Annotated in this window: 21 protein-coding genes and 1 tRNA gene; 10 read left to right on the forward strand and 12 right to left on the reverse strand. The window is 61.1% G+C overall.

Annotated features, from left to right (window positions below; translation table 11 throughout):
- Positions 1-86 precede the first annotated feature (86 nt).
- Positions 87-962, reverse strand: a complete 876-nt coding sequence (gene gluQRS, locus NKI70_RS29300; RefSeq protein ID WP_352570545.1) for a tRNA glutamyl-Q(34) synthetase GluQRS — start codon at positions 960-962, stop codon at positions 87-89.
- Between the two features lie 122 nt (positions 963-1,084).
- Between gluQRS and NKI70_RS29305 the strand changes: the two genes are divergently transcribed.
- Positions 1,085-1,726, forward strand: a complete 642-nt coding sequence (locus NKI70_RS29305; protein WP_352725772.1) for a DNA-3-methyladenine glycosylase family protein — start codon at positions 1,085-1,087, stop codon at positions 1,724-1,726.
- Positions 1,727-1,855: 129 nt separating this feature from the next.
- The gene (locus NKI70_RS29310; protein WP_023677956.1) at positions 1,856-2,413 is read left to right on the forward strand and encodes an HNH endonuclease; all 558 of its coding nucleotides are present in this window, start codon (positions 1,856-1,858) and stop codon (positions 2,411-2,413) included.
- A gap of 151 nt (positions 2,414-2,564) precedes the next feature.
- On the opposite strand, the gene NKI70_RS29315 is transcribed toward NKI70_RS29310, so the two are convergent.
- Both NKI70_RS29315 and NKI70_RS29320 read right to left on the reverse strand, forming a co-directional pair.
- Entirely contained in the window at positions 2,565-3,083 is a 519-nt protein-coding gene (locus tag NKI70_RS29315; RefSeq protein WP_352570543.1) for a disulfide bond formation protein B, read from the reverse strand.
- A gap of 29 nt (positions 3,084-3,112) precedes the next feature.
- Positions 3,113-3,700 carry a YqaA family protein gene (locus NKI70_RS29320; protein ID WP_352570542.1) on the reverse strand — a complete coding sequence of 196 codons (588 nt, stop codon included), beginning with the start codon at positions 3,698-3,700 and terminating at the stop codon, positions 3,113-3,115.
- 378 nt (positions 3,701-4,078) lie between these two features.
- Here NKI70_RS29320 and NKI70_RS29325 point away from each other — a divergent pair, with 378 nt between their 5' ends.
- The 3 genes from NKI70_RS29325 (at position 4,079) to NKI70_RS29335 (ending at position 7,081) form a co-directional block, all read left to right on the forward strand.
- Entirely contained in the window at positions 4,079-5,938 is a 1,860-nt protein-coding gene (locus NKI70_RS29325; RefSeq protein WP_352696759.1) for an ABC transporter ATP-binding protein, read from the forward strand.
- 126 nt (positions 5,939-6,064) lie between these two features.
- Positions 6,065-6,838, forward strand: a complete 774-nt coding sequence (locus NKI70_RS29330; RefSeq protein WP_352570539.1) for a CPBP family glutamic-type intramembrane protease — start codon at positions 6,065-6,067, stop codon at positions 6,836-6,838.
- Positions 6,839-6,996: 158 nt separating this feature from the next.
- Positions 6,997-7,081: transfer RNA gene (locus NKI70_RS29335), tRNA-Leu, on the forward strand.
- Between the two features lie 376 nt (positions 7,082-7,457).
- Here NKI70_RS29335 and NKI70_RS29340 read toward each other — a convergent pair.
- Positions 7,458-7,889 (reverse strand): winged helix-turn-helix transcriptional regulator, encoded by a 432-nt coding sequence (locus tag NKI70_RS29340; protein ID WP_352456668.1) that lies wholly within the window; start codon positions 7,887-7,889, stop codon positions 7,458-7,460.
- 151 nt (positions 7,890-8,040) lie between these two features.
- Here NKI70_RS29340 and NKI70_RS29345 point away from each other — a divergent pair, with 151 nt between their 5' ends.
- Entirely contained in the window at positions 8,041-8,859 is an 819-nt protein-coding gene (locus NKI70_RS29345; protein WP_352696757.1) for an antibiotic biosynthesis monooxygenase, read from the forward strand.
- A 149-nt stretch (positions 8,860-9,008) separates the two neighbouring features.
- A complete protein-coding gene (locus NKI70_RS29350) occupies positions 9,009-9,746 on the forward strand; it encodes an SDR family NAD(P)-dependent oxidoreductase (RefSeq protein ID WP_352570536.1) in 738 nt (245 codons plus the stop codon).
- 94 nt (positions 9,747-9,840) lie between these two features.
- On the opposite strand, the gene NKI70_RS29355 is transcribed toward NKI70_RS29350, so the two are convergent.
- The 5 genes from NKI70_RS29355 to NKI70_RS29375 all read right to left on the reverse strand — a co-directional run bounded on the left by NKI70_RS29355 (position 9,841) and on the right by NKI70_RS29375 (position 14,421).
- The gene (locus NKI70_RS29355; RefSeq protein WP_023677964.1) at positions 9,841-10,047 is read right to left on the reverse strand and encodes a hypothetical protein; all 207 of its coding nucleotides are present in this window, start codon (positions 10,045-10,047) and stop codon (positions 9,841-9,843) included.
- A 298-nt stretch (positions 10,048-10,345) separates the two neighbouring features.
- Positions 10,346-10,717 (reverse strand): hypothetical protein, encoded by a 372-nt coding sequence (locus tag NKI70_RS29360; protein ID WP_352696753.1) that lies wholly within the window; start codon positions 10,715-10,717, stop codon positions 10,346-10,348.
- A 204-nt stretch (positions 10,718-10,921) separates the two neighbouring features.
- Positions 10,922-11,527 (reverse strand): hypothetical protein, encoded by a 606-nt coding sequence (locus NKI70_RS29365; protein ID WP_502897732.1) that lies wholly within the window; start codon positions 11,525-11,527, stop codon positions 10,922-10,924.
- A gap of 213 nt (positions 11,528-11,740) precedes the next feature.
- Positions 11,741-13,021, reverse strand: coding sequence for a GNAT family N-acetyltransferase (locus NKI70_RS29370; protein WP_352696749.1), 1,281 nt, complete (start codon positions 13,019-13,021; stop codon positions 11,741-11,743).
- The gene (locus NKI70_RS29375) at positions 13,021-14,421 is read right to left on the reverse strand and encodes a lipopolysaccharide biosynthesis protein (RefSeq protein WP_352696747.1); all 1,401 of its coding nucleotides are present in this window, start codon (positions 14,419-14,421) and stop codon (positions 13,021-13,023) included. Before NKI70_RS29375 ends, NKI70_RS29370 begins: the two co-directional genes overlap by 1 nt.
- Before the next feature lie 407 nt (positions 14,422-14,828).
- Here NKI70_RS29375 and NKI70_RS29380 point away from each other — a divergent pair, with 407 nt between their 5' ends.
- Positions 14,829-17,891, forward strand: coding sequence for an NB-ARC domain-containing protein (locus NKI70_RS29380; RefSeq protein WP_352725774.1), 3,063 nt, complete (start codon positions 14,829-14,831; stop codon positions 17,889-17,891).
- Positions 17,892-18,139: 248 nt separating this feature from the next.
- On the opposite strand, the gene secA is transcribed toward NKI70_RS29380, so the two are convergent.
- Positions 18,140-20,872, reverse strand: a complete 2,733-nt coding sequence (gene secA, locus NKI70_RS29385; protein WP_352696743.1) for a preprotein translocase subunit SecA — start codon at positions 20,870-20,872, stop codon at positions 18,140-18,142.
- A 252-nt stretch (positions 20,873-21,124) separates the two neighbouring features.
- Between secA and NKI70_RS29390 the strand changes: the two genes are divergently transcribed.
- Positions 21,125-22,042: a peptidylprolyl isomerase gene (locus tag NKI70_RS29390; protein WP_352456658.1), complete on the forward strand. Its 918-nt coding sequence runs from the start codon at positions 21,125-21,127 to the stop codon at positions 22,040-22,042.
- Positions 22,043-22,085: 43 nt separating this feature from the next.
- Here NKI70_RS29390 and NKI70_RS29395 read toward each other — a convergent pair whose 3' ends face one another.
- Complete coding sequence (locus tag NKI70_RS29395) at positions 22,086-22,742, reverse strand: TetR/AcrR family transcriptional regulator (RefSeq protein ID WP_352677711.1); 657 nt, start codon at positions 22,740-22,742, stop codon at positions 22,086-22,088.
- A 109-nt stretch (positions 22,743-22,851) separates the two neighbouring features.
- Between NKI70_RS29395 and NKI70_RS29400 the strand changes: the two genes are divergently transcribed.
- Complete coding sequence (locus NKI70_RS29400) at positions 22,852-23,088, forward strand: putative antibiotic biosynthesis monooxygenase (RefSeq protein ID WP_352471336.1); 237 nt, start codon at positions 22,852-22,854, stop codon at positions 23,086-23,088.
- A gap of 3 nt (positions 23,089-23,091) precedes the next feature.
- Here the strand turns inward: NKI70_RS29400 and NKI70_RS29405 are convergent, their stop codons facing one another.
- Positions 23,092-24,318 (reverse strand): caspase family protein, encoded by a 1,227-nt coding sequence (locus NKI70_RS29405; RefSeq protein WP_352725776.1) that lies wholly within the window; start codon positions 24,316-24,318, stop codon positions 23,092-23,094.
- Positions 24,319-24,357: the final 39 nt, after the last annotated feature.

Raw genomic sequence — 24,357 nt, forward strand, 5'->3', positions numbered from 1 at the left:
TATCTGAACCCGCCGGGCCTTGCCTACCCAAAATCAGGATTCATTCAATAATATCAGCAGCTTGCCGTTTATGGACGCGCACTAGTCTAGAGACCGACCAGCCGCTTGAGATCGGCGGGCGATGCGCCCGCCTTACGCTGGGCGGCAAGGCCGGTATTGCCAAGGCTCTTCGACAGTTTTCGTCCGTCCGGGCCGAGGATCAGGCGATGGTGAAAATAGGCCGGCTGCGGCAGGCCAAGCAGTTGCTGAAGCAGCCGCTGCACGCTGGCCGCGGAATAAAGGTCCTGGCCGCGCACGACATGGCTGACGCCCTGCAGCGCGTCGTCCATGGTGACGGCGAGGTGATAACTGGTCGGGATTTCGCGGCGCGCCACGACCACGTCGCCCCAATCCTGCGGATGGGCTTCGACACGACGCGTCGCGGAGAGCGTCTCGTCCGTGTATTCGGCCCATGACAGGTCCTTGCCGGCGCGCGCTATTGCAGCATCGACGTCCAGCCGCCAGGCAAATGGCACATTTTCGGCAACGCGCCGCTTGCGTTCGCTCGCCGTCAACGCCTTGTCGGCGGCGGGATAGAGCGGCACGCCGTCCGGGTCGCGCGGCCAGTCGCGGCCACGCTTCTCGCTGTCGGCGATGAAGGCGCGGATATCACTTCTGCTCATGAAGGCCGGGTAGACAAGTTCTTCCTTGATCAGCCGCTCGAGCATCGCCCGATATTCGGCAAAATGCTCGGACTGCCGGCGCACCGGTTCCTCCCAGCCAAGCCCCAGCCATTTCAGGTCGCGAAAAATGCCTGCCTCGAATTCCGGCGTGCAGCGCGTCGTGTCGATATCCTCGATGCGCAGCAGCAGGCGTCCGCCCGCCGCCTTTGCCAATTTCTGATTGAGCAGCGCCGAATAGGCATGGCCGAGATGCAGTTCGCCGTTCGGGCTCGGCGCGAAGCGGAATGTCAGCAGTGTCATTGTCCGGCGGCAATCGGGTTGTGTGGCGCTTTCGCCAATTGCTACTTTGCGCCGGTGGCGTCGTGCGTCCAGAGGGACACGTGACGAAGCGTGCGGCACTTTTGATTTTGGAACAAGCAGACATGCAACGCATCGCCAGTCTCGACGACATTGCGCAAGGGCTGGATAGGCTATGCTTACTCGACCCACGCCTGGAAAAAGTGCGCGGCATGGCCGGCGAGGTGCCGCTCAGGCTGTCGGAGCCGGGGTTCAGGAGCCTTGCCTCGATCGTCGTTTCACAACAAGTGTCCCGCGCGAGCGCCGATGCCATCTTCGGCCGGCTGACGAGACTGCTCGATCCGCTGACGCCGCAGGCGATACTTGCCGCCGACGAGGCGATCTTTCGCGAGGCCGGGCTGTCGCGGCCCAAGCAGCGCGGCCTGGTTGCCGTCGCCCGGGCGGTGGCCGAGGGACTCGACCTCGATCACCTGTGCCGGCTCGATGCAAGCGAGGCGATCGCGGCCATGACCAAGGTGCCGGGCGTCGGCTCGTGGACGGCTGAAGTCTACCTTTTGTTTGCCGCCGGACACCCAGATATCTTTCCGGCGCGCGACGTTGCATTGCAGAGCGCGGTCGGCCATGCACTCGGCATCGACCCGCGTCCGCCGGAGAAAATGCTGATCCGGCTTGCCGAATCATGGAGCCCGTGGCGCGGTGTCGCATCGCGGCTTTTCTGGGCTTATTATCGCGAATTGAAGGGCAGGGATGCCGCGCCTCCGGCCTGAATCCGCAAAAAAGCATTGAAATCATGCGTTTTTGAGACCCGGCATGATCGACAATCCGCTTCACATCCCTGTCATGTCGGGCTTACAGTATCCGCGTCGACCGGTTCTAGGGTGAAGGAGGTCAACGACGTGACGGTTGCCGTATCTCCGGATGGGCTTCCAGCGCTGGTGCTGAATGCGGATTACCGTCCGCTCAGCTATTACCCCCTGTCGCTCTGGTCCTGGCAGGATGCCATCAAGGCGGTGTTCCTCGAGAGGGTGAACATCGTCGCCGAATACGAACACGCCGTCTCTTCACCGACCTTTTCGATGAAGCTGCCGAGCGTCGTCAGCCTGAAGGCTTACGTGAAGCCGTCGAGGCATCCGGCGTTTACCCGTTTCAACGTCTTCCTGCGTGACCGTTTCCAATGCCAATATTGCGGCACGCCGGACGATCTGACGTTCGACCATGTCATTCCTCGCCATCGCGGCGGCGCCACGACCTGGGAGAATGTCGTCGCTGCCTGCTCGCCCTGCAATCTGAGGAAGGGCGGCATGATGCCGGCCCACGCCAAGATGTGGCCGCTGCAGAAGCCCTACCAGCCGACGGTGCATGATTTGCATAATAACGGCCGGCTGTTCCCGCCCAACCATCTACACGAAAGCTGGATGGATTATCTGTACTGGGATGTCGAACTCGAGCCATAGAGTTCGGCAGAAATCCGCCATACCGGTCGCCTGACGCAGCTTTCTGCGCTTCCGGTGCTCACGTACTTTAGTACGCTCCGCTCCGGTTCTCGAAAGCCACGTCATGCACTCCGGCCTGACGAATTTCTGGACGAACTCTGCGTTGTGCCGCTCAGTCGCGGGCGAAGGCGCTGCGGAAGGCTACGACTGCCAGGACAAAGCTGGCGATGGCGTTCCAGCCGGCCAGCGACAGGCCGAGGATGCGGAGCGCCGCCTTGTCGCAGGAGGGCGGGACGAATTTGTCGAGCGCATCGAGCACGCCCTTGCCGCCGGTGTCCACCGGCCCGGCGGCTGCAGTGCAATCGGTCGGGCCTGGCCACCACGCCCATTCGACGCCGGAGTGATAAACGCCGAGATAGACGCCGTAGAGCATCAGCAGGCCGCCAATAGCCAGCAGGCCACGGCTTACCCAGGCTGGCGCGTGAAGAGCCGACGCAAGCACCGCCAGCAGCATCAAGGGCACGCCGACGTAGTAAGGCGTGCGCTGCTCGAGGCAGAGCTTGCAGGGGATGTAGCCGCCGAGATACTGGAAGGCCAGCGCCGAGCCGACCGTGGCGGCCATGGCGACAGCGAGAAACAGGGCGGTGCGCAGCCGCTGGCGTCCGGTATCGGCATTCACGGTCGCTGTCATCGGACTCAGTCCATTCGGTTCGATGCCGTTCAGACGGCGTATTTGACGACGATATAGAGCAAAATCAGGGCAGCGGCGGCGGCGCCTGCAAGCTGGCCAAGGCGCTTTTCGATGAAGTGGCGGATCGGCTCGCCATAGCGGCGCAAGAGCCACGCGAGAAACAGGAAGCGAGCACCGCGCGCCACGATTGCCAGCACGATGAACAGCAGCAAGGGAACACCGATGACGCCCGACAGGATCGTCACAACCTTGATCGGCGGCAGATGGGCGAGGCCGGAGGTGACCAGCATCAGGATGATGAAGCCGACACCCGATGAGACGCGCATCGCTTCGAACTCGTCATATTTGCCATAAAATTCGAGGATCGGCCGCGCCACCGCATCATAGGCATAATGGCCGATGAACCAGCCGGCGATGCCGCCCAGCACCGAGGCGACGGTGGCGACCAGCGCGTAACGATAGGCGCGATCCGGCCGCGACAGCGCCATCGGCAGATAGAGGACGTCGGCCGGCACCAGGAACACCGAGCTCTCGACGAAGGCGATGAAGGCAAGCCACCATTCGGCCGATTTGCTCGCCGCCAGCGACAAGGTCCAGTCGTAAAGTCCGCGAAGCATCGGCACTCCTAATGCACGCCCAAACCAGAAGCGGTCTTGGGATCACGACATGTACAAACAAGACTTGGAAGCGCCCCGCATCAACCTCGTCGGACAAGGTGCGCTTCAATGACATGCGCCGCCTGTCTAGAAAGATTTTCCGCGCTGCACAATGGCAGCTGCTTCACGAAATCGAAAGGCTGAGGCTTGAGCGAGCCCAGATGTCGGGATTTGGCCAGTTGATTGACGAGCAAGCCATGGCGTCGAACACTTGCCTGCCTGAAGTGCGTCAAGGCAGTTTCCAATTACATCGTGGGTTTTCCGGCCGAACACGATCCGTGTTTAAATACCGGCGATTCCTGTCGCATCCTCTCTCCCTGCTTCGCCCTTTGCGCCGCCATGTCGTTGTCTGATTTCATTTATCGCGCCTTTGAGAAGCTCATCCGTCCGCTGGATATTCCACCCGCGCCGCTGCCTGCGAGCGGGCCGTTTGCGCTGCTCCTGCATTTTGCGCGGATGTTCCGCGGCACCCTTGCGGCCATTACCGTCCTGATGATGGCGGTCGAGGGGATCAACCTTGCGACGATTTGGGGGGCCTCGTTCGTCGTCGATGGGGTGAGCGCGAAGGGCGCGGCGGTTTTCCTGCAGGAGGACTGGCCGACGCTGGTCGTGCTCGGCGTGCTGGTTTTCCCCGTGCTGCCGTTGCTCATCTTCGTGGGCAATGCGCTGAACTCGCAGACGGTGGCCGTATGCATGCCGGCGGCGATGCAGTGGCAGGGCCACAAGGCGGTGGAACGTCAGGATCTTGCCTTCTTCCACGACCTCTTCGCAGGTCAGGTGGCGTCGCGCATTTCGCAAGTCGCATCCGCCGTGCAGCAGCAGATCGTCGTGGCCTTCTACAGAATACCGCTGTTTCTGGTGCAACTCGTCGGTTCGCTCGTTCTGCTTGGCGCGTTGTCCTGGCCGCTTGCGCTTCCGGTTTTCCTCTGGATCTCCGCCAACATCGCCATTGCGGTGGTGGCGGTACCCCAATATTCCGAGCGGTCGCGCCGCTCGGCGCGGGGGCGAAGCCTCGTGGTCGGCGCCATGACCGACCTCTACAGCAACATTCAGATGGTCAAGCTGTTTGCGGCGGAAGACAGCGAGGCGGGCGCGATGCGGACCGTGATGGAAAACGCCATCGAGACCCAGCAGCGCGAAAGGCGCATCTATCTGATGACCGATATGGGCGTCGTCCTGCTCAACGTTGCCCTCTTTCTCACCAACGTTGCCATAGGGCTCTGGGGATTTGTCGCCGGCTTCGTCACGGTTGGTCAGTTCGCCGCTTCGATCGCCATCGTGCAGCGGCTCAATGCCAACTCCCGTGCCTTCCTGCAGATGGGCCAGCAGATTTTCCAGGCGGTGGGCACGATCCGCGACGCAATGCTGGTCGTGACGACGCCGCCGACCATAAAAGACGCGCCGAACGCCAAGCCGCTCGACGTCACGGCCGGCGAAGTCGAGTTCAAGAACATCCAGTTCGAATACCGCGAGGGTCAACGGGTGATCGAAGACCTGTCGCTCACCGTGCGCGCCGGCGAGAAGGTCGGGCTCGTCGGCCTCTCCGGGGCCGGCAAGTCGACCCTTGTCAGCCTGCTCCTGAGGTTCTTCGAGCTGAAGGGCGGCGCGATCCTGATCGATGGGCAGGATCTCCGCAGCGTGACCCAGGCCAGCCTTCGGGAGAGCATCGGCGTCGTCACCCAGGACGTCTCACTGCTGAATCGCTCCGTCGGCGACAACATCCGTTATGGCCGGCCCGATGCCCCGCCGGAGGCGTTGGAGCGCGCCGCGATGCTGGCCGAGGCCGACGGCTTCATCGCCGATCTCAGAGATGGCGAAGGCCGCACCGGCTACGACGCTTTCGTCGGCGACCGCGGGGTAAAACTTTCCGGCGGCCAGCGTCAGCGCGTCGCGATCGCCCGGGTGTTGCTCAAGGACGCGCCAATCCTGGTTCTCGATGAGGCGACGTCCGCATTGGACAGCGAGGCCGAGGCGGCGGTCCAGGACAAGCTCGCTCTTCTGATGGAAGGCAAAACTGTGATCGCCATCGCCCATCGCCTGTCGACGATTGCCAGGATGGACCGGATCGTCGTCCTCGACAAAGGCCGCATCGTCGAGGAGGGAAAACCATCGGCGCTGCTGGAGCGCGACGGGCTCTATGCCCGACTGTGGAAGCTTCAGACCGGCGGCTATATTGCCGACGCCCTCGAGGAGATGTGAGCCGCCCTCGGTGATGATGTTTTGCTCATGGCCGGCTCGATACATTCTGCTTTCACTCCGGAAACCGGACTTGGCTGAACTCGTTTCCACCATAACGTTCGGAAGCCGATCCCAACTTCATCGATCATGAGCGAAGCCATAATCCCGAACTCCCGTGCCGCCATTCTCGAGCGGCGATCTGCCGGCGCGCTGACATGGTCCGGCCCCGCCCTGATGTTGTTCGCGCGGTCGGCTTTCGCTGTTGCCGCGCAGGGCCTGGTTGCGGCCGTGTACGCTGCGCACGGTTCGGCGACGCCCTGGCGCGACGCACGGGCTTGGCTGCCGGTATATGGCAGCTTGATCGACGCGGGCTGCCTTGGACTCCTTTGGTGCCTTGCGCGGCGCGAGGGCATCACGTTGCTCGATTTGGTCGGTTTCGATCGCAAACGCTTGGGGCGCGATCTGTTGTTGGGCGTTGCGCTCATCCTCCCGAGCCTCGTTTTCATCTACGCTGGGATCACCGCCAGCAGCCTGTTGGTCTATGGCAACCCTGACGCACCGCAAATATACGGACCTTTGCCGCTCTTGCCTGCGCTCTACGGGGTGCTGATCTTTCCGTTGGTCTGGGGCATTACGGAGCAGACCACCTATAACGGCTATCTTCTGCCGCGTTTCCAAGTCTTGTCGGGAAGCACGGGATTTGCCGTTGCCGTCGTAGCGTTTTCCTGGTCGTTTCAGCATGCGGTGATGCCGCTGACGTTCGACCCACACTTCATGCTCTACCGGCTCTTGGCACCCATCGCGCATTCGACATTCATCACCCTCGTGTACCTGCGCGTGCGCCGCATCCTGCCGCTGGCGACGGCGCATTGGCTCATGGATGGGGCGTCGGTATTCATCGGCATTCCGCTGTTGCGGTAGAAGGGTTCAAACGGGCTGAGATGCCCACTTTAGACCGAAGCCTCCGATCGACGAAATCGAAAGCCTGGGTTTGAGCTACATGGGGTCTCGGGAATTGGCCAGTTGACGAACAGGCCTCCAACCGTATAGTCCGCGCCCATCCAGGCCGCCCGGCCTGAGCCCCTATGGCGGAATTGGTAGACGCGCTCGACTCAAAATCGAGTTCCGCAAGGAGTGCTGGTTCGATCCCGGCTAGGGGCACCATTTCCTAAAATTCCCACGCCACTTCCTGTTAAATCCAATGGCGTGGGTGGGATCGTCCACGACGCCCTCGACGGCCACCGAATGGTTGCGTCTTGCCTGTTGCCGCAAGCTGCCCAAGCTTCCGCTGAACGGTGCGCGGACCAGCCCCAAGCGCAATCTGGCGTTCCTCACCGCACGCGATCAGGCGTGCCGCGGTCCCGCAAGAAGACGTTGCCGCAAAGTCGATCGCTGCCCGACGGACATGTTTCCTCCCGCGAACTACCCACCAGACCCGGCCCACGGATGCAACCTCGGGAGGTGAGATATGCGGGCATTATGGCACGATGCGAAACAGCTTCGTCTTGGATCGTGCTGCGGGCCGGAGCCGCCGCCGTGCCTAGCGCAGGGCCGCCACGACGTCGGCGAAGTCGGCCCGCTTGCCATTGCCGGCGCGACGCAATTGCACCTCGACCGGCTTGCCGTCGGATTGGTCGCAGTAGACGATGGGTCCGGGCCGCACCCATTTGTCGCCCCACTCGGTCAGCGCGATAATGACCGTTTTGAATTCCAGCCCCTTCCGGGTCAGGACGTAGTCGGCCTGCTCGCCGGCGGCACCCGGGCGACGGTCCATCAGGCCGGCCTCGACGAAATCCTCGAGGCGCTTGGCCAGGATGTTGGTGGCGATCCCCAGGCTCTTCTGGAATTGCGAAAAGCGCGTGCAGCCGCCGAATATCGCGTCGCGCAGGATCAACAGGCTCCAGCGCTCGCCGACCAGTTCCAGGGCGCGTGAGGCCGAGCAGTTTTGTTTTTCATAGAGACGACCAAGCATGGTGTGAACATACCCTATTGACTTGCATCATGCAAGTACGCAATTGTGCTTGCATGATGCAAGCGACAGAGGTCGAGAGAGTGTCGCTCCACTTCATCGCCCGAGATTTCGGGTGTCCATCAACCAATCAGATCCAGACAGGAGATATGTTATGAAAAAGGAAGAAGATTACACGACGTCATTCGTCGTTAAGCAAAGCCCCGAAGAGGTTTTTGCCGCGGTTGTCAATCCGCGAGCCTGGTGGTCGGAAGATATAGATGGCGATACCAACAAGCTCGGTGCGATATTCTACTATCATTTCAAGGATATCCACCGCGGCACATTCAAGGTCACGGAGCTTGTGCCTGGCAAGAAGGTCGTCTGGCACGTCGTCCAGAACTACTTCAACTTCGTCAAGGATGCGACCGAGTGGACCGGCACGGACGTGGTCTTCGAGATCGCGCCGACCGATAAGGGGACCGAGCTGCGTTTCACCCATGTCGGGCTGAAGCCGAGCGAAGAATGCTACGATGTCTGCCATGAATCGTGGCGCTTCTATGTCGCGAGTCTCCGCGACCTGATTTCGACGGGCAAGGGGCAACCCAACAAGGGCGAAGAGAACGCCAACCCAACGGTTGTGCCGCAAAACGAGGACCTCGGCGCCGTCGAGCGCAAGGCGGCAGGCGATGGCGCCGAGATGATCGTCATGACGACGGCAGCGGCGAAGCCCGGCATCGAAAGCAAGGTGCGGAATGCCCTGCGGGACGTGGCGGGGGCGGCCCGCAAGCAAAGCGGGTGCATCGACTATAGCGTCTTTCGCTCGGAGGCAGAGCCCCATGTTACCATCTGCGTCGAGCGCTGGGCATCGAAGCAGGAGCGCGACGCTTTTCTACGCTCGGCGGACGCGAAGAATTTCGTTTCGGCCATAACCGGCGCCTTCCTGGAGCGGCCTTCGCCGATCTCCTACACGACATTGGAAGTCGGGTCCTAGTTGCAAGGTTCGCCCGGTCACGGCGCCGGCTGCCCTGGAGCAATGCAACGGGGCAGACGGCGTCCAAGCGTGGGAACAGAAAACCATAGCCTACTTGCATGATGCAAGAACGAATGGCTTGCATTCATGCAAGAGGAAGAGAGATCGCCGTGCCGAAATCGATGGAAGTCACAAACAAAGCCGTTCTCGTGACCGGGGCCAATCGCGGCCTCGGCAAGGCGCTGGTCGAGGAAATATTGAGGCGGGGTGCCAAGCGCGTCTATGCCGGCGCGCGCAAACCGCTCGCCCACGCGGATCGGCGCGTCACGCCGCTGATCCTGGACGTGACCGATGCGGTGCAGATTGGGGCGGCTGTCGAGCGGATCGGGTCTCTCGATATCCTCATCAACAACGCCGGCATCGGGCTCTACGACGATCTTGGCGATCGTGCTGCGCTCGAGCGACACCTCGCCGTCAACCTGCTCGGCGTGCATGGCGTAACCCACGCATTCCTGCCGCTGCTCACGAATTCGCGCGGCGCCGTGGTCAACATCCTGTCGGAAGCGGCTCTCGTTCCCTTCCCGATTATTCCGTCTTACTCACTATCGAAGGCCGCCGCGTTTTCCATGACGCAATCGCTGCGTGCTCTCGCCGGCGCTCGTGGCGTGAGCGTTCATGCAGTCCTGTCCGGTCCCATAGACACCGACATGAGCAGAGACGCCGATATACCGAAGAGCTCCGCGGAGAGCGTCGCGAAAGGTATCCTGGACGGCATGGCGCGAGGGGAGGAGGAAATCTTCCCTGATCCGAAATCGGCCTCCATGGCCGAGAGCTGGCGCGGCAGCGCGTTCAAAGCGCTCGAACGCCAGATGGCGGCTTTCGTCCAAGCCATGCCCGCCAAGCCATAGGCGACCGCCGCCATCGATACGCTGCCAGCATTCGCAATTCAGCGCCCCACAGTGGAGCGGAACGTCATGCTGTTGAACGCAACTTCCCCGGTTTTCACCAGCGGATCACGATGACTTTGTCGGTCCCGTTGGCGAGTTCGACAGCTTCGGTGCCATCCGGTTTGCGGCTTTGGATTCTGGCGCTCTCGACAGCTTCAACGCCAACAACGTTGACTGCAAAGGCTTCATCGATTTCGGCGGCACAGACCAAGGTGTCCGGCGGCAGGTCCTTTACTTGATCCAACAACTCGCGAAGCTTCATGGTCGAATCTCCTTGGCGATAGCAGGAATGAGCAGCACGCTTTCGCCGCACATTCGGAACCATGTCCCTTGAGAAAGGTTCCCGATGAGGTGGAGATGCCGCAGAATGGGACGAGCGCGGCGATCCGCCCGTCGCGATGATGTGAACGCGCCGTGCGAAGCATCTGTCTCAAATCCCTGTCCCTAATGCTGCCGGCGCAATTCCTTGTTGATCATGCCGCCCATCGCTAGACCGACCGCCATCACCGCAAAAGTCGCCGCGATAGATCGCTTCGGCAGCACCGTCTCCCAACCTGGCGTCAACCGCTTCGGCACGAAGCCATAATCTGTTGCCAATCTGTTGCCGCGGCAATGGCCGCTGCCGCCAACGCATCGCGAAATATCAGAAGCGACGGACGCGGCGGCCTCGAGGCGAGCCATAGTTCGAAAAGGAATGCCCAGAACATGGAGGAAGCGTGATGCGTGCCATAGCCGACGAGCGTGTGCGCCACGTCGCCGCGCCGCACGGACGCGGCTTGCTCGCCATAGAGCCAGTGGCTGGTCGCATTCGTGGGCTGCAGGGCGCCTTTGCCTTCCCGCCTGGCAAGCAGGGCCAATGCAGCTGTCGTGGCGAAGCTGACGATCGTACCCGAAACGGCTGCGGATAATCCTGTCTGGATCAGACTTTTCACTTGGTCCTCCCGTCGTTTCGCGGTCGGCTCCTTGGAACGCCTTGTGAATTCGCGGCAGTGTCGTGATTGCCAAAACGGCAAAACGAGTCCGAAGTTCCGAGCACGGACTTTTGGTTGGACGTTATCCCAGGAGCGTCCTCCGGGATAACGCCTTTGAGGTCCGGCTGCCTTTCCTGGTAGGCTCGGATCGCAGCCCGGCCGCTATTACATTGGCCCCGGCACCATCTTGGTCGGCTGCTCAGGCATCGGAAACGGATAGTTGTCGCATTTCACGTCCGGGTTCGTCGGGCTGAACATTCCGAGCGGGTTGTCCTTGAACAGCCAGGCGTGAAGGTCGTAGTGGTGGAACTCCTTCGGGATGAGCGGATAATGCCCCTCCATCGGCCCCTGGAATGTCTGGCCGAAGAGCTTCGGCGGCTCCTTTGTGTCCGGCGTCAAGGGCACGAGCCATTCCGCGCCGACCAGGCGCAATTCGCCGCCGACCGGCTCATAGATCAGCACATTGGGGCGCGTCGGATCCGCGGTCGGGCCGACAGTCGTGACGTTGACGAAATGGATGCCCATCGCGCCCTTCGGGTAATCCATCGCCCCCTCTACCTTTTCGCCGCTGTAGAAGACGCATCCTACCGTCGATAGATAAAGCTCGCGAATGGCAACCTTGTAGTCTTCATACCTGGACAGCGATTTACGCAGGGCATCGATCTCGGCTTTGTCGGGTTCGGCCGCCCGAGGAGTGGCGGCGTTCAGACACGCGCCAATGAGACCTGCCAAGGCGAGGATACCGACACGCCTGAGGTGAGTTGTTTTCATCATGCATTCCTCCCAGATTTTTTTCTTCTGGCCGTGCAGGACCGAGGCGGCAGTGATGCTGGACGCGCGGCCGAAATTGATCGCCTCATCCCGGTTGGGACTGCGTCGATGCTAATCCTTTCCGCTGATCGGGAGAATTAACCCTGACGACCTAGGCCCGAGCGGGCCGACGGTGCAGAGACGGACGGTCGGGCCCACTTTGGACCCCATGCACTAGCGCCGGCGCAGCAGGCTCCTCATCCGGTTGCGCAGCAGGCGCGCCATGTTGCGGGTTTCGCGGTAGAGGTGAAGCTGCGACGCCGCCTGGCGGGCGGGGCGGTCGGCATCCGGCGTCAGCCCGATCACCAGCGTGCCCATCGGCTTGCGTTCGCTCCACAGCCGGCTCATCACCGGATGGTCGGGCACCGCGCAGGAATCGGTCATCATGATGTTGGGGTCGTCGAGATGCTGCCTGGTCACCTCGATCATCAGCAGCGTGCCCGGCGAATAGGCGGCGAGCGTCTCGTCATAGGCGGTCTTCCAGGTGTAGGCGACGCCGGCCTCGACGAAGACGACCAGGCAGGCGATGGTGCGGCCGTCGAGCGTCAGCGAATGGATGCGGCAGAGATCCTGCTCGGCCAGCCGGTGCACCGCTTCGCGGGCGAAGGCGGCGCGGTAGCGGTCGATCGCCATGGCGGTGCGCTCGCGGCCTTTCCAGCCGGCTGCCTCCAGCGTCAGGAAATTTTCGATGGCATGGCGGATCTCGTCCGGCCCGCGCGCCACCACATGCTGCAGCCGGCCGAGGTCGGCGAGGCGGCGTTTCAGGCGACGGAACTCGCGATAATGGTGGGCGCGCAGCGAGGCCTTCAGATATTCCTCGCCGTCGAGCGCGCTTTCGAGCACCGGGCGCTCGGCCTTGCCGGTGGTGACCAGCGTCAGGCCGCGCGTTTCGGCGACGCTGGCGAGCAGGCTCGCCACCGGGCCGTCCAGCCTTATGTCGGGCAGCACGAAGACTTTCGGCAGCTTGAGATGCGGCCTGGACAGCATCGAGAAGAAATCCTCGATCACGCCGATCGGATCGTCGCGGTCGACCAACGGCGTGCCGATCGGGCCGAACGGGCTCGACCAGGTGCGCATGACTGGAACCCCGAGCGGCACCATCGGCCGCTCGACCGAGAACGGCACCAGCAGGCGCAGCCGGTTGCGATACTGGTCGCCGTCGCGGATGACGGCCAGCCGCACCTCGCGGTCCTCCAGCCTGGGCATGGCCGGCGCCAGGAAGCGCGGATTGAAGAAGACGTTGGGCTCGATCGTGCGGGTACAGAGATAGTCGAGCTCCTCGACCAGGTCGAAGCCGGCGGAGGCCGGATAGATGGCAAGCTTGCGCTCGGGCCGGTTGTTGGCAAGGATCTCGACATGGGCGGGATCGGCTTCACGGGCAAGCCCGGCAAGGCCGGACACCATGGCGCCGGCCGGGCCGCCGCTGGTTTCCTCGAGCAAGGGGACGGCAGCCATCAGGCGGCTCCTTTGGCGGGCACGAAAATGACCATGGCGATGCCGAGCTTGCGCCAGACCGTAAAGGACAGCGCGCCGGCCTCGAAGATCATGGCGAAGACGGTGGCCATCGCCGCGCCCCACAGACCGAAGAGCGGGATCAGCACGACGCTAAGCGCGATGTTGAAGGCCAGCGTCATGGCATAGACGGCGGCACAGATGTTCTGGTTGCCGCTCATGGTGAGCAGGCTTTCGCAAGGGCCGACGGCGGCCCGCGCGACGACGCCGAACACCAGCAGGAACAGCAGCGGATAGCCGGCGGAAAATTCCGGGCCGAACAGGGTCAGCATCGGCTCGCCCAGCGCCAGCACGAGCAGCGCCATCGCCAGCGACGGCCAGAAGGTCCACGACACGGTTTCGCGGGCGAAGGCGGCGAGCTTGTGCGGCTCGCCATGGGTGAACTGCGCATAGCGCTGGGCGACGCCGGCCTTGACGGCGAAATAGACGAAATGCACCAGCGCCAGCGTCTTGACGGTGGCGAAATAGACGGCGACGTCGTTGGGATCGAGATAGGCGCCGACCATCAGCACGTCGGCATTGGTGAGCAGGAAGAAGAAGCTCTCGACCAGGAAGATCGGCAGCGAGACGATGAACCATTGGCCGAAATGCAGCTTCATCGGCCCGGCCGGAATTCTTTTGTCGATGCGCGAGGTGACGCCGACGAGCTGACCGAGCGTGGTGGCGTAGGTGGCGGCGATCGCGGCGAAGATCGCCGTTCTGGCATCGGGCGCGTAGCCCGCCAGCAGCATCAGCGCCATGAACGCCAGGATCAGCAGCGGCCGCACCAGGAATGTCGGCGACAGCGCAAACAGCGCCCAGGAATTGGCCCGCGCCAGCCCTTGCAGCAAGTCGGACATGGCGATCATCGGCAGGCAGATGATGCCGAGGATGAACGGCACGACATAATAGTTCTCGATAAAGGGCGACAGTAGCCAGACGCCGAGCGCGCCGAGGCCGGCGATCACCGTCGAGGCAACCAGCACGAACAGCCGGCTGGCCCGCACGATGCCGCGCAATTCGGCCATCATGCCGCGCTCGCGATATTCCGGGATGAAGCGGATGACGGAGGTGTGGAAGCCGAGGCAGGCGAGATTGCCGACGATGACCATGGTCACCCAGACGAGGACGAAAATGCCGTATTCGAACGAGCCCATCCAGCGCGCCATAAGGACCTGGCTGACGAAGGCGATGACGGCGCTGACGATGCGGACCGAAAAGGCGATCAGCGACATGCGGCCGGCCTCGCCGCGCGCGCCGGCGCTGAACAGGACGGCATCGATCAGGCCAAGCAGCGGCCTTATGCGCAGCGCAAGGCGCTGCGGCAAGAACCGCCCGGCTGTCGTCGCCGCGGAAAAGCGCACCCAATACTCTCCGTTTTCCGCCAATTTACAGGGGTTGGGTGTAGCGGAGACACATTAAGAAACGGTTGGGTGGGGGGCGTTGCTCGGGCATTGGCATGCCAGTGACATTGACGAATGGCAGGCGACGGAATTGCGGTGCTAACGGGGGCTCGGCCTGCAGGGCTTGTCTGTGCTCCCAGTAATCCCGATAGATGACCTGGCGCTGCCATGCTCTCGCACGGAACCACGTTCGCCACCTGAAGATGATCTGGGGATAAAAAAAGCACTGCCAGCTGCTCGCGCACCCCGTATGGGATACTGAAAAGTTTCGGATCGAACCGCGTCAAGCAGAATTCATTGCCAATAGCTTCAGAATCGTGATTGGCTTGAAATTCGATGTCATTTGTCGACGGGCATAGGGGGCAATTTTGCTGGAGTTGGGGGATCACTATTTCTTTGACGAAGACGCGCTTCTTGAGAGGCTCACAAACGGGGCGGTCGCGTCAAAAAGAGAGATCGTGTTTGTTCTTGGCGCTCCCTTGACCGCACCAAGCGGGGAGGAGGCGCGCGGAGTCGCCGGGGTATCAAAGGTTGTTGAGCTGATACGGGGACAGTTTACCTCCGATGTGAAACAACTATCAGAATTCGACCGCCAAGTTCGGGACAGCGAGAACCGTTATCAGGCGGCGTTTCAATTCTTGCAAGGCAGGCGCGGACAGGACATCGCAAACCGAGTTATTAGGCAAGCGGTGGTTGGCGCCTACAAAGGACCTGATGCTGCTGCAGTCGTGGAGAAGCTGGCTGATTTGAAGGACGACCAACTCGTCCACCTTGATGACAACGTTGACGGATGGGTGCTCAGTCCAGGCGTGCAAGCTTTGGGGGACCTACTGTCTAGCCAAGACGCACCATTTGGAAATTTGGTTGTGACGTCAAATTTCGACCCCCTGATCTCAGTGGCAATAAAGCGTTCTGGCGCCGCCGCATGGAGAACGGCGATTCATACGGACGGTGACTTCAGCCAGAGTAAAGCCAGCGGTTACCAAGTGCTGCATATACACGGCTACTGGTACGGTACAGATACTCTTCACACCGGTAATCAGTTAATTCAAAAAAGGCCGTTTCTACAGAATTCGTTACTTGGATATCTAGCCAATAAAACCGTAGTCGTTTTGGCATATGGCGGATGGAGGGATGTTTTTACGGCATCTATTGAAAACATCGTTGGAAATTCCGATTCCTTTCCCGAGATATTATGGGCGTTCCATGATTCTGCTCCGGCCATCAGCTCGCACCTAAAATCGGTTCTTGATCCTGGTTTGGCTAGAAATCGCGTGACACTGTACAGCAATATCGATTGCCACGCCTTTCTTCCGAAATTAGCCAAGTTTTGGCAGGGCCGAGTTACTGTCACGCAAGCTCGAAGTAGCCAACCTGCAGTTGCTGCTAGGCCGGATAAGCCAAAATTTAAGCTCAAGGATCTTGAATGTGACCGGCCACCGAATTTTGACGCATGGGTAGGAAGGGAGCCAGAGCTTCGGGCGCTTGAAACCACCAACGCAAAGGTCGTGGCAATATGTGGTATTGGCGGTCAGGGAAAATCGACACTCGCTGCCAAATTCCTGCATTCGGTATCGCGTGGCGATACAGCCTTTCGTCACTGGGATTGGCGAGACTGCAAGGAGGAGGGGGACCGAATTCGAACTCAGATAATCGCGGCGATTGAGCGAATTTTGAACGCAGAAGATTACGAAACTCCTCTCGACACTGCTACAGACGCTGAGTTAGTAGATCTTTTTATAAGAATTTCATTCGACCTCTCGCTGGTTTTTGTATTGGACAATGTAGATTACTATGTTGATTTGGAAAAATTGCAGTTTGTTGGTATATTAAATAATCTTGTTAGAGAATTTTCTAGCTCAAATACATCAAGTAGACTCATAATAACTTGTAGACCGAAAGTTAGTTACGATCTAGCGAGTGTAATCACGCTTGCGCTGGGAGGCATCTCTCTAGAGGAGACGCTTGAGCTTTTCCATCAGCGTTTAGGGTCAACCTCCGTGCCAAAGGAGGATATTGAAGCTGCCCACCAAATGACTGATGGTCATGTATTTTGGCTCGATCTCTTGGCAGTGCAGGTCGCGCGTGTTCCTGGGGCCACGTTGAGGAAATTGATCGAGGATATTAGAAGAGAACGTGGTGGAACCCCGGATGTACTGTCCTCTATTTGGGGAACTCTGGCGGACCGGGAACGCACCGTTCTGCGGGTAATGGCAGAGGCGATGCGTCCGGAGACTGAAGCAACGATAGAACAATTCATATCGGCCCAGATAAATTATAAGAATTTTCGGAGAGCGATGAAGTCGCTAATTTCTTTTAACCTAATAGTGGTAAAGCCAGAAATAAATTCGCCAGACTTATATGATCTCCATCCGCTTGTCAGGCATTTTGTTAGGAAGACGTTTGATCGACCGGAAAGGTTTGGAATTATTCAAACGGTGATCAATCAATATGTCGTAATAATCCGTGGGTTGGAGTCCCTTCTGGGTGTTTTTTTGCCATTGCCTCTTCTAGAGCGTTGGTCTCAGAAAGCCGAACTTGAGATTGAGGCGGGGCTGTATGACGATGCATTCAACACATTAGCCAGCGCTGAGGATGCTTTAATAGGTTCAGGCCATTCCGAGGAATTCATCAGAGTCGCCAAGAAGCTTTTTGAGGCGATTGACTGGATGGTTGCTGCGGCCACAATGAAGCACTTTGATGGTGTGCTGGCAGCGCTAATTAGCTGTTTGGACCAGAGCGAGGCTTTCTTAGATGCAGACGACATGCTGGAGAGGTACGGGCGAACGCTAACATCAAAAACAGCGAGATATATTAAGTACTGTGACGTGATAGCTTATTCTTTGTGGCAACGGCATAAACATGCAGAGGCAATTGAATGGGCAACAAAGGGGCAAGATCTTAAGGACTCTTCTACTGTTGACACTATTTATGATTGCTCTCATACCTTGGCTTTGGCGCAGAGAGATGGTGGGGAACCGGAAAAGGCGCTCGAATTCTTTGTGAAGTCCTATGACATTTCGGATCTTGTGAATCCTACAAACGATACAGCTTCCGATGAGCCTACAGTTTTAGGGAATGTTGGCCGCTGCCTTCAGATGATAGGAAGATATCAGGATGCATTGGTCTGCTACAGAAAATCGGCTAAGGCCCTAGAAAGCGACAATAGTAGGCATCACATCAGCAACCAAGCGTATGCCAGACAGTGGATTGGCGATACTCTTGCTTGCTTGGGCAAGAGAGACCTAGCCTACTGTTTTTATGCTGACGCAGAAGAGTTGACCGCCAAATTCGCACCGGGGAGGTGTCGGCGCATCGTTCACGAGAAGGAAGCTCTTTTTCCATCAGGCACCGAGCCTGATATTCCTCATTCGGAATCAAAGCGCCGCGTGGAGGCTTGGATCGCAGGTCGTTCACCCTTGATAGCGTAGTCCAAGTTCCGGGTTCTGTGCAGCAGATCACTGGTTCGCCTAATACACGGCCGATGTGCTCAACGATTAATACCACGCGCCCTGTAACCGCGAGCAAATAACGAACACCGGCGGGACAGCGCCCCCCTCTGGCCTGCCGGCCATCTCCCCCTCAGGTGGGGAGATCGGCTAGTCGCAAGCGCCGGCGTTGCCCCTTATCCGCCCTTCGGGCACCTTCTCCCCGTGAACGGGGAGAAGGAAGGTGGCGCTTACGCAAACGCCCCGTGGCAGTGCTTGTACTTCTTCCCGGAACCACAGGGGCAGGCCTCGTTGCGGCCGACCTTGCCCCAGGTGGCCGGGTTCTTCGGGTCGCGGTCTTCGGGGGCGACGATGGCATTGGTCTCCTGGCGGACCAGCACGGCCGTCTCGCCGCCTTCGAAATCGTCCTCGCCGGTGAAGCCGTCGATGTGGCTGCCGAACATGTCGGGCGCCTCGGGCGGCGGCGCATCGGCCGCCTGGCGGACCAGCTCGACGCGCATCAATTGCGCGGTGACGGCCTGGCGCAGATTGCCCAGCATCGCCTGGAACAGCTCGAACGCCTCGCCCTTGTACTCCTGCAGCGGATCGCGCTGGGCATAGCCGCGGAAGCCGACGACCGAGCGCAGATGGTCGAGATTGACGATGTGCTCGCGCCACAAATGGTCGAGCGTCTGCAGCACCACGGAACGTTCGACATAGGTCATCACGTCGGGGCCGAAACGCTCGGCGCGCTCCTTGGCGGCGGCGTCGGCGGCCTGGCTGACGCGCTCGCGGATGTCGTCCTCGGCGATGCCTTCTTCCTTGACCCAGTCCTCGACCGGCAGATCGAGATTGAGGAATTCGGCGATCTCGGCCTTGAGCCCGGCGACGTTCCACTGCTCGGCATAGGCGTTTTCGGGAATGTTCTTGGCGACGATCTCCTCGATGACGCCTTCGCGCATCTCTGTGATGGTCTCGGACAGGCCCTCGCCGTCCATCAGCTCGATGCGCTGTTCGAACACCACCTTGCGCTGGTCGTTCGAGACATCGTCATATTTCAGCAGGTTCTTGCGGATGTCGAAGTTGCGCGCCTCGACCTTCTTCTGCGCCTTTTCCAGCGCCTTGTTGATCCACGGATGGATGATCGCCTCGTCTTCCTTGAGGCCGAGCTTCTGCAGCATGCCGTCCATGCGCTCGGAACCGAAGATGCGCATCAGGTCGTCCTGCAGCGACAGGAAGAATTTCGACCGGCCGGGATCGCCCTGGCGGCCCGAGCGGCCGCGCAACTGGTTGTCGATGCGGCGCGATTCATGGCGTTCGGTGGCCAGCACGTAGAGGCCGCCGGCGGCGAGCGCCTTTTCCTTCAGCCGGGCGATGTCGTCGCGGATTTCCTTTTCCCTGGCCTCGCGCTCGGGGCCGGCCGGCATGTCGCCAAGCTCCTCGGCGATGCGCATGTCGGCATTGCCGCCGAGCTGGATGTCGGTGCCGCGGCCGGCCATGTTGGTGGCGATGGTGATGGCGCCGGGTTTGCCGGCCTGGGCGACGATCGCCGCCTCGCGCTCGTGGTGACGGGCGTTCAGCACCTCGAAATCCTTGAAACCTTCCTTGCGCAGGCGTTCGGCCAGCTGCTCGGACTTCTCGATGGAAGTCGTGCCGACCAGCGTCGGCTGGCTCTTGGCGCGGGCTTCCTTGATTTCCTTGACGATCGCCTTGTATTTCTCCTCGACCGTCCGGTAGACCTCGTCGTCTTCGTCAATTCGGATGACCGGCAGGTTGGTCGGGATCTCGGTGACGTCGAGATTGTAGATGTTGGCGAATTCCTCGGCCTCGGTCAGCGCCGTGCCAGTCATGCCGGCGAGCTTCTTGTAGAGGCGGAAATAGTTCTGGAAGGTGACCGAGGCGAGCGTCTGGTTCTCCGGCTGGATCGCCACATGCTCCTTGGCTTCGAGCGCCTGGTGCAAGCCCTCCGAATAACGGCGGCCGGGCATCATGCGGCCGGTGAACTCGTCGATGATGACGATCTCGCCGTTGCGCACGATGTAGTCCTTGTCCCGCTGGAACAGCCGGTGCGCCTTCAGCGCGTTGTTGACGTGGTGGACGATGGCGACGTTCTCGACGTCGTAGAGCGACTCGCCCTTGAGCAGGCCGGCATCGCGCAGCATGTTCTCCAGCTTCTCGGTGCCTTCCTCGGTGAAGATCGAGGTCTTCTGCTTTTCGTCGATCTCGTAGTCCTGCGGCTGCAGCTGGATGATGAAGGTGTCGATGGTGTTGTACATTTCCGAACGGTCCTCGAGCGGACCGGAAATGATCAGCGGCGTGCGCGCTTCGTCGACCAGGATGGAATCGACCTCGTCGACGATGGCGTAGCTATGGCCGCGCTGCACCATCTGGGCGCGCTCGTATTTCATGTTGTCGCGCAGATAGTCGAAGCCGAGCTCGTTGTTGGTGGCGTAGGTGACGTCGGCGGCGTAGGCGACGCGGCGCTCCTCGTCGGACAGGCCATGGACGATGACGCCGACCTTGAGGCCGAGGAATTTGTAGACGCGGCCCATCCATTCGGAGTCGCGCGTGGCCAGATAGTCGTTGACGGTGACGACATGGACGCCATTGCCGGCGAGCGCGTTGAGGTAGACCGGCAACGTCGCCACCAGCGTCTTGCCTTCGCCGGTGCGCATCTCGGCAATGCCGCCATTGTGCAGCACCATGCCGCCGATCAGCTGCACGTCGAACGGCCGCATGCCGAGCACGCGGCGGGCGGCCTCACGCACGGTGGCGAAGGCCGGCACCAGGAGGTCGTCGAGACTGGCGCCGTTGGCAATGTCCTGGCGGAATTTGTCCGTGCGGGCCTGAAGCTCGGCGTCGGAAAGCGCCCGCATCTCGTTTTCCATGGCATTGATCGCCTCGACGCGCGGCCGGGTCGATTTGACCCGACGATCGTTGGAGGAGCCGAAAACCTTACGGGCGAGACCGCCGAGACTGACCATCCAATGGCCCTTTCGATAGCATTCCAAGTCATTGCGACGGGCGCCGGCTGGCCCCATCAACTCCACGTGAACGCGGACAAACGCAAAAAGCGCCCGGAAAACGGTTCTGGACGCAAAGTCGTTGGACAGATAAGAGGGGGCTCATTCGATGTCAACGCCGCGCTCGCCCTGTCGACCGCGCCAAATTCCGCCACAATCTTGCTGGTCTGGAAGCCATTCCGCTCTAGCTACCCCGCTTTGGAGATAATCGTAATGTCAGTATTGTTCCGCCGCGCGTCGCTCGCCAGCCTTGGTCTGGCATTCGGGCTGTCGGCCCTCTCGCTATCGCCGCTGATGGCACAGGAAGCCGCCCCTGCCCAGCCGGCAGCACCCGCTCCGGCGGCCAAGCCGGTCGATCCGAACGCCGTGGTCGCCACCATCAACGGCCAGACGCTGACCGAGGCAGACCTTGGGCTTGCCGAGGGCGAGCTGTCGCAGCAGTTCGCGCAGCTTCCGCCCGAGCAGCGCCGCGCCGCGGCGCTGTCGGCGGCGATCGAAATCCGCGTAATGGCGGCTCAGGCGGTGACCACCGGCCTCGACAAGGATCCCGACTTCCAGCGCCGCATGGCCTTCCTGCAGCAGCGCGCGCTGCATGGCGAAATGGTCGAGAAGGGCGTCGTCGACAAGGTTACCGATGCCGAGGTCCGCGCCCGCTACGACCAGGAAATCGCCAACACGCCGCCCACCAATGAGGTGCACGCCCGTCACATCCTCGTGAAGACGAAGGAAGAGGCAGACGCCATCATCAAGCAGCTCGACGGCGGCGCCGACTTCCAGAAGCTTGCCAACGAGCACACCAGCGATCCGAGCGGCAAGACCAGCGGCGGCGATCTCGGCTGGTTCGGACCTGGCCAGATGGTGCCGGAATTCGACAAGGCGGTGTTTGCGCTGGCGGTCGGCAAATATACCGACCAGCCGGTGCAGTCACAGTTCGGCTGGCATGTCATCAAGGTTGAGGACAAGCGCACCAAGCAGCCGCCGGCGTTCGACCAGGTCAAGGACCAGGCGCGCCAGGCGGTCATCCGCGACAAGTATTTCGCGCTGGTCAAGTCGCTGCGCGCCAACGCCAAGGTCGACATCCCCGATGCGAACCTGAAGAAGACGGTCGACGCGCTGGAAAGCGCCAAATAGGCCAGATTGGGCTACAACAGGGCGCGCTGCCGCCCTGTCGCTTCTATTTGGTAGGGCGAGCGATGATGCGTCGACGCCGCCGCCGGACCGCCGTGGCGTCGCCGGCATCGTCAGCGACGATGCCTTTCAAGACATAGCCGACCGCCCTGCGCAGCGTCGCTTCGTCCTCGTCCAGGCGGTTCGTCAGAAGATGCGTCCAGGCGAATGAGGCGATCAGGTCGGCGACGACAGTGGCATCGACGTCGGCAGCTATCTCTCCCCTTGCCTTGGCGCGTTCGACCATCTGGCCGGTGTGGATGCGACGCCCTCTTGCGTATTCGGCGAGGGCGGCGGCGGCTTTTTCGTCCGACTGCGCCTCGGCAATCAGCGATCGGAACACGCTGCCCGACGATGTGTCGCGCCAATGCGCGAACAAGCTCTTCAGGAAGCCGACGAGATCCTCCGCAAGGTTCCCGGTATCGGGATTGTCGACGCGCTTTTGCCGCTGGTAAACGTCGAGCAGCAAGGCGGCCTTGCTTGGCCACCAGCGATAGATCGTCGGTTTTCCGGCGCGTGCGCGGCGCGCCACCGCCTCGATCGAGAAGCCGGAATAGCCGGCTTCGACCAGTACCGCCTCGGCGGCATCGAGAATGGCATCGGCGCTTTCCGGGCTACGCCGTGCGCCAGCCGACTTGCGCCCGGGATCGGTGATTTCGCCCATCTCTTCTTCCTTACCCGCGATTTCAGCAGCCATCATATACAACTCTTGACGAAACGGAACGATCCGTTTTATATGTAACGAAACGTTCCGTAACGATAAGGAGAGTTTGATGAACTCGACCGCCGTGACCCGCTTTTCGCGCCTGCGCTTCGCCCTGCTGGTGCTGCTCGGCGTGTATCCGCTGATCACTGCCATTCTGTATGTGGTTTTTCCGCTGACGCAGGAATGGCAAATCTGGCAGCGCACGCTGGTCATCGCGCCGCTGATGGTCTCGATCATGATCTGGGGGCTGATTCCGGGCGTGCAGCGGGCGTTTCGCGGGTTCATCAACCCAGCGGTCCGCTGATGTTCATTCCAGCGCTTGCGACGTTTCCGAGGCAATGCGCCACGCGCCATCGGCCAGCACGAGTTCCAGCGTCACCCGCGCCTTGCCGGTCAGCCGCTGCGCCGATTTGTCTTTCGGCACATAGTCGTAGCGCATGGCGAAAACCACGTCGGCACGGTCCTGGCCGTGCGGCGTCACCTCAAGGCTGCCGGGTTCGAGACCGAACGACCACGATGCCCATTGCGCGAACCAGTCGGTCTTGACCTTGACGATCGCCTCGCTGTCGTAGCGCGTGCCGTAGATGGTGGCCGACGAACCGTAAAGCCGCTTGACGGTTTCGCGCATTCTCCTGACATCAGGCGCCAGATAGTTTTCGCGCAAGAATTTTTCGATGGCACCCTCGTCGCCGACGGAGCGTTCGAGCGCAGCCACCTGCGACGCGGGAGCCGGGCTGACAGCCGGTTTCGGTTGCTGGGCAATGTCTGCGCCCGGAACGAATTCGAAACGCTCGAGCAGCGACCCCTGCTCCCAGGGACGCTGCGCCTCGCGCGTTGCGGAAACGACGTCGCGGCGCACTGCGATCATCATGTCGTTGATGCTTTGTCCGGGCTCGGCCATATGCCGCAAAAGTGCCGCCGCAAAGGGCGAGTTGCGTCCCGTCCCGTCCATTGCCACGGCGCCGGGTGCCGTCGAGAAGGCGATGAACGAGCCGCGCGTCGACTCGAACTGGGCAAGGCCGGCGAGAGCCGTCGCCGAGCGCGTCGTGGCGCTGCGGCTGAGACTTCGGGCAAACGGGTTGTTGCGGCAGGCATCGAGGAAGACCAGGCTGACCTTGGTCTGCTGCTCCATGATGTCGAGAACCTCGTCGATCGGCACCGCCTCGAGCCGCAGCTTGACCGGCATGTCCAGCCTGGCGTCGACCGGCACGATGAAGTTGCGCCCGTCGACCTGCAGGCCGTGGCCGGCATAGTAGAACAGCCCGGCACCGGCGCCTTGCAGCGCATCGGAGAATTCGCCGATCTTGCGTTCGAGCTCGCGCTTGCCGAGATCGTTGCCTTCGATCACCTCGAAACCGATGGCGCGCAGCTTGTCGGCGATGTCGAGCGCATCGTTGACGGGATTGGCCAGCGTGCCGGCTTCGGCGTAGCTGCCGTTGCCGACCACAAGCGCCACGCGCCGCGCCGTCTGCGCATCGGCCCGCAGCAGCAGAAAGCCCAGAAACGCCAGTGCCAAGACCACAAGCCTGCCCATGGGGCAGGATCATAGCGCTATGGGTCGCAGCGACGCCAA

The sequence above is a fragment of the Mesorhizobium sp. M0500 genome (genome assembly GCF_040321165.1).
In the GTDB taxonomy this organism is placed as follows: Bacteria; Pseudomonadota; Alphaproteobacteria; order Rhizobiales; family Rhizobiaceae; genus Mesorhizobium.

Coding starts and splice junctions, on each gene's coding strand:
- NKI70_RS29355 (WP_023677964.1), bottom strand. CDS start 10,047: ATGAAGCTTCGCGAGTTGTTGGATCAAGTAAAGGACCTGCCGCCGGAC.
- NKI70_RS29395 (WP_352677711.1), bottom strand. CDS start 22,742: ATGGGCGAAATCACCGATCCCGGGCGCAAGTCGGCTGGCGCACGGCGT.
- NKI70_RS29400 (WP_352471336.1), top strand. CDS start 22,852: ATGAACTCGACCGCCGTGACCCGCTTTTCGCGCCTGCGCTTCGCCCTG.
- secA (WP_352696743.1), bottom strand. CDS start 20,872: ATGGTCAGTCTCGGCGGTCTCGCCCGTAAGGTTTTCGGCTCCTCCAAC.
- NKI70_RS29325 (WP_352696759.1), top strand. CDS start 4,079: ATGTCGTTGTCTGATTTCATTTATCGCGCCTTTGAGAAGCTCATCCGT.
- NKI70_RS29390 (WP_352456658.1), top strand. CDS start 21,125: ATGTCAGTATTGTTCCGCCGCGCGTCGCTCGCCAGCCTTGGTCTGGCA.
- NKI70_RS29320 (WP_352570542.1), bottom strand. CDS start 3,700: ATGCTTCGCGGACTTTACGACTGGACCTTGTCGCTGGCGGCGAGCAAA.
- NKI70_RS29370 (WP_352696749.1), bottom strand. CDS start 13,021: ATGGCTGCCGTCCCCTTGCTCGAGGAAACCAGCGGCGGCCCGGCCGGC.
- NKI70_RS29315 (WP_352570543.1), bottom strand. CDS start 3,083: ATGACAGCGACCGTGAATGCCGATACCGGACGCCAGCGGCTGCGCACC.
- NKI70_RS29305 (WP_352725772.1), top strand. CDS start 1,085: ATGCAACGCATCGCCAGTCTCGACGACATTGCGCAAGGGCTGGATAGG.
- NKI70_RS29345 (WP_352696757.1), top strand. CDS start 8,041: ATGAAAAAGGAAGAAGATTACACGACGTCATTCGTCGTTAAGCAAAGC.
- gluQRS (WP_352570545.1), bottom strand. CDS start 962: ATGACACTGCTGACATTCCGCTTCGCGCCGAGCCCGAACGGCGAACTG.
- NKI70_RS29365 (WP_502897732.1), bottom strand. CDS start 11,527: ATGAAAACAACTCACCTCAGGCGTGTCGGTATCCTCGCCTTGGCAGGT.
- NKI70_RS29405 (WP_352725776.1), bottom strand. CDS start 24,318: ATGGGCAGGCTTGTGGTCTTGGCACTGGCGTTTCTGGGCTTTCTGCTG.
- NKI70_RS29340 (WP_352456668.1), bottom strand. CDS start 7,889: ATGCTTGGTCGTCTCTATGAAAAACAAAACTGCTCGGCCTCACGCGCC.
- NKI70_RS29330 (WP_352570539.1), top strand. CDS start 6,065: ATGAGCGAAGCCATAATCCCGAACTCCCGTGCCGCCATTCTCGAGCGG.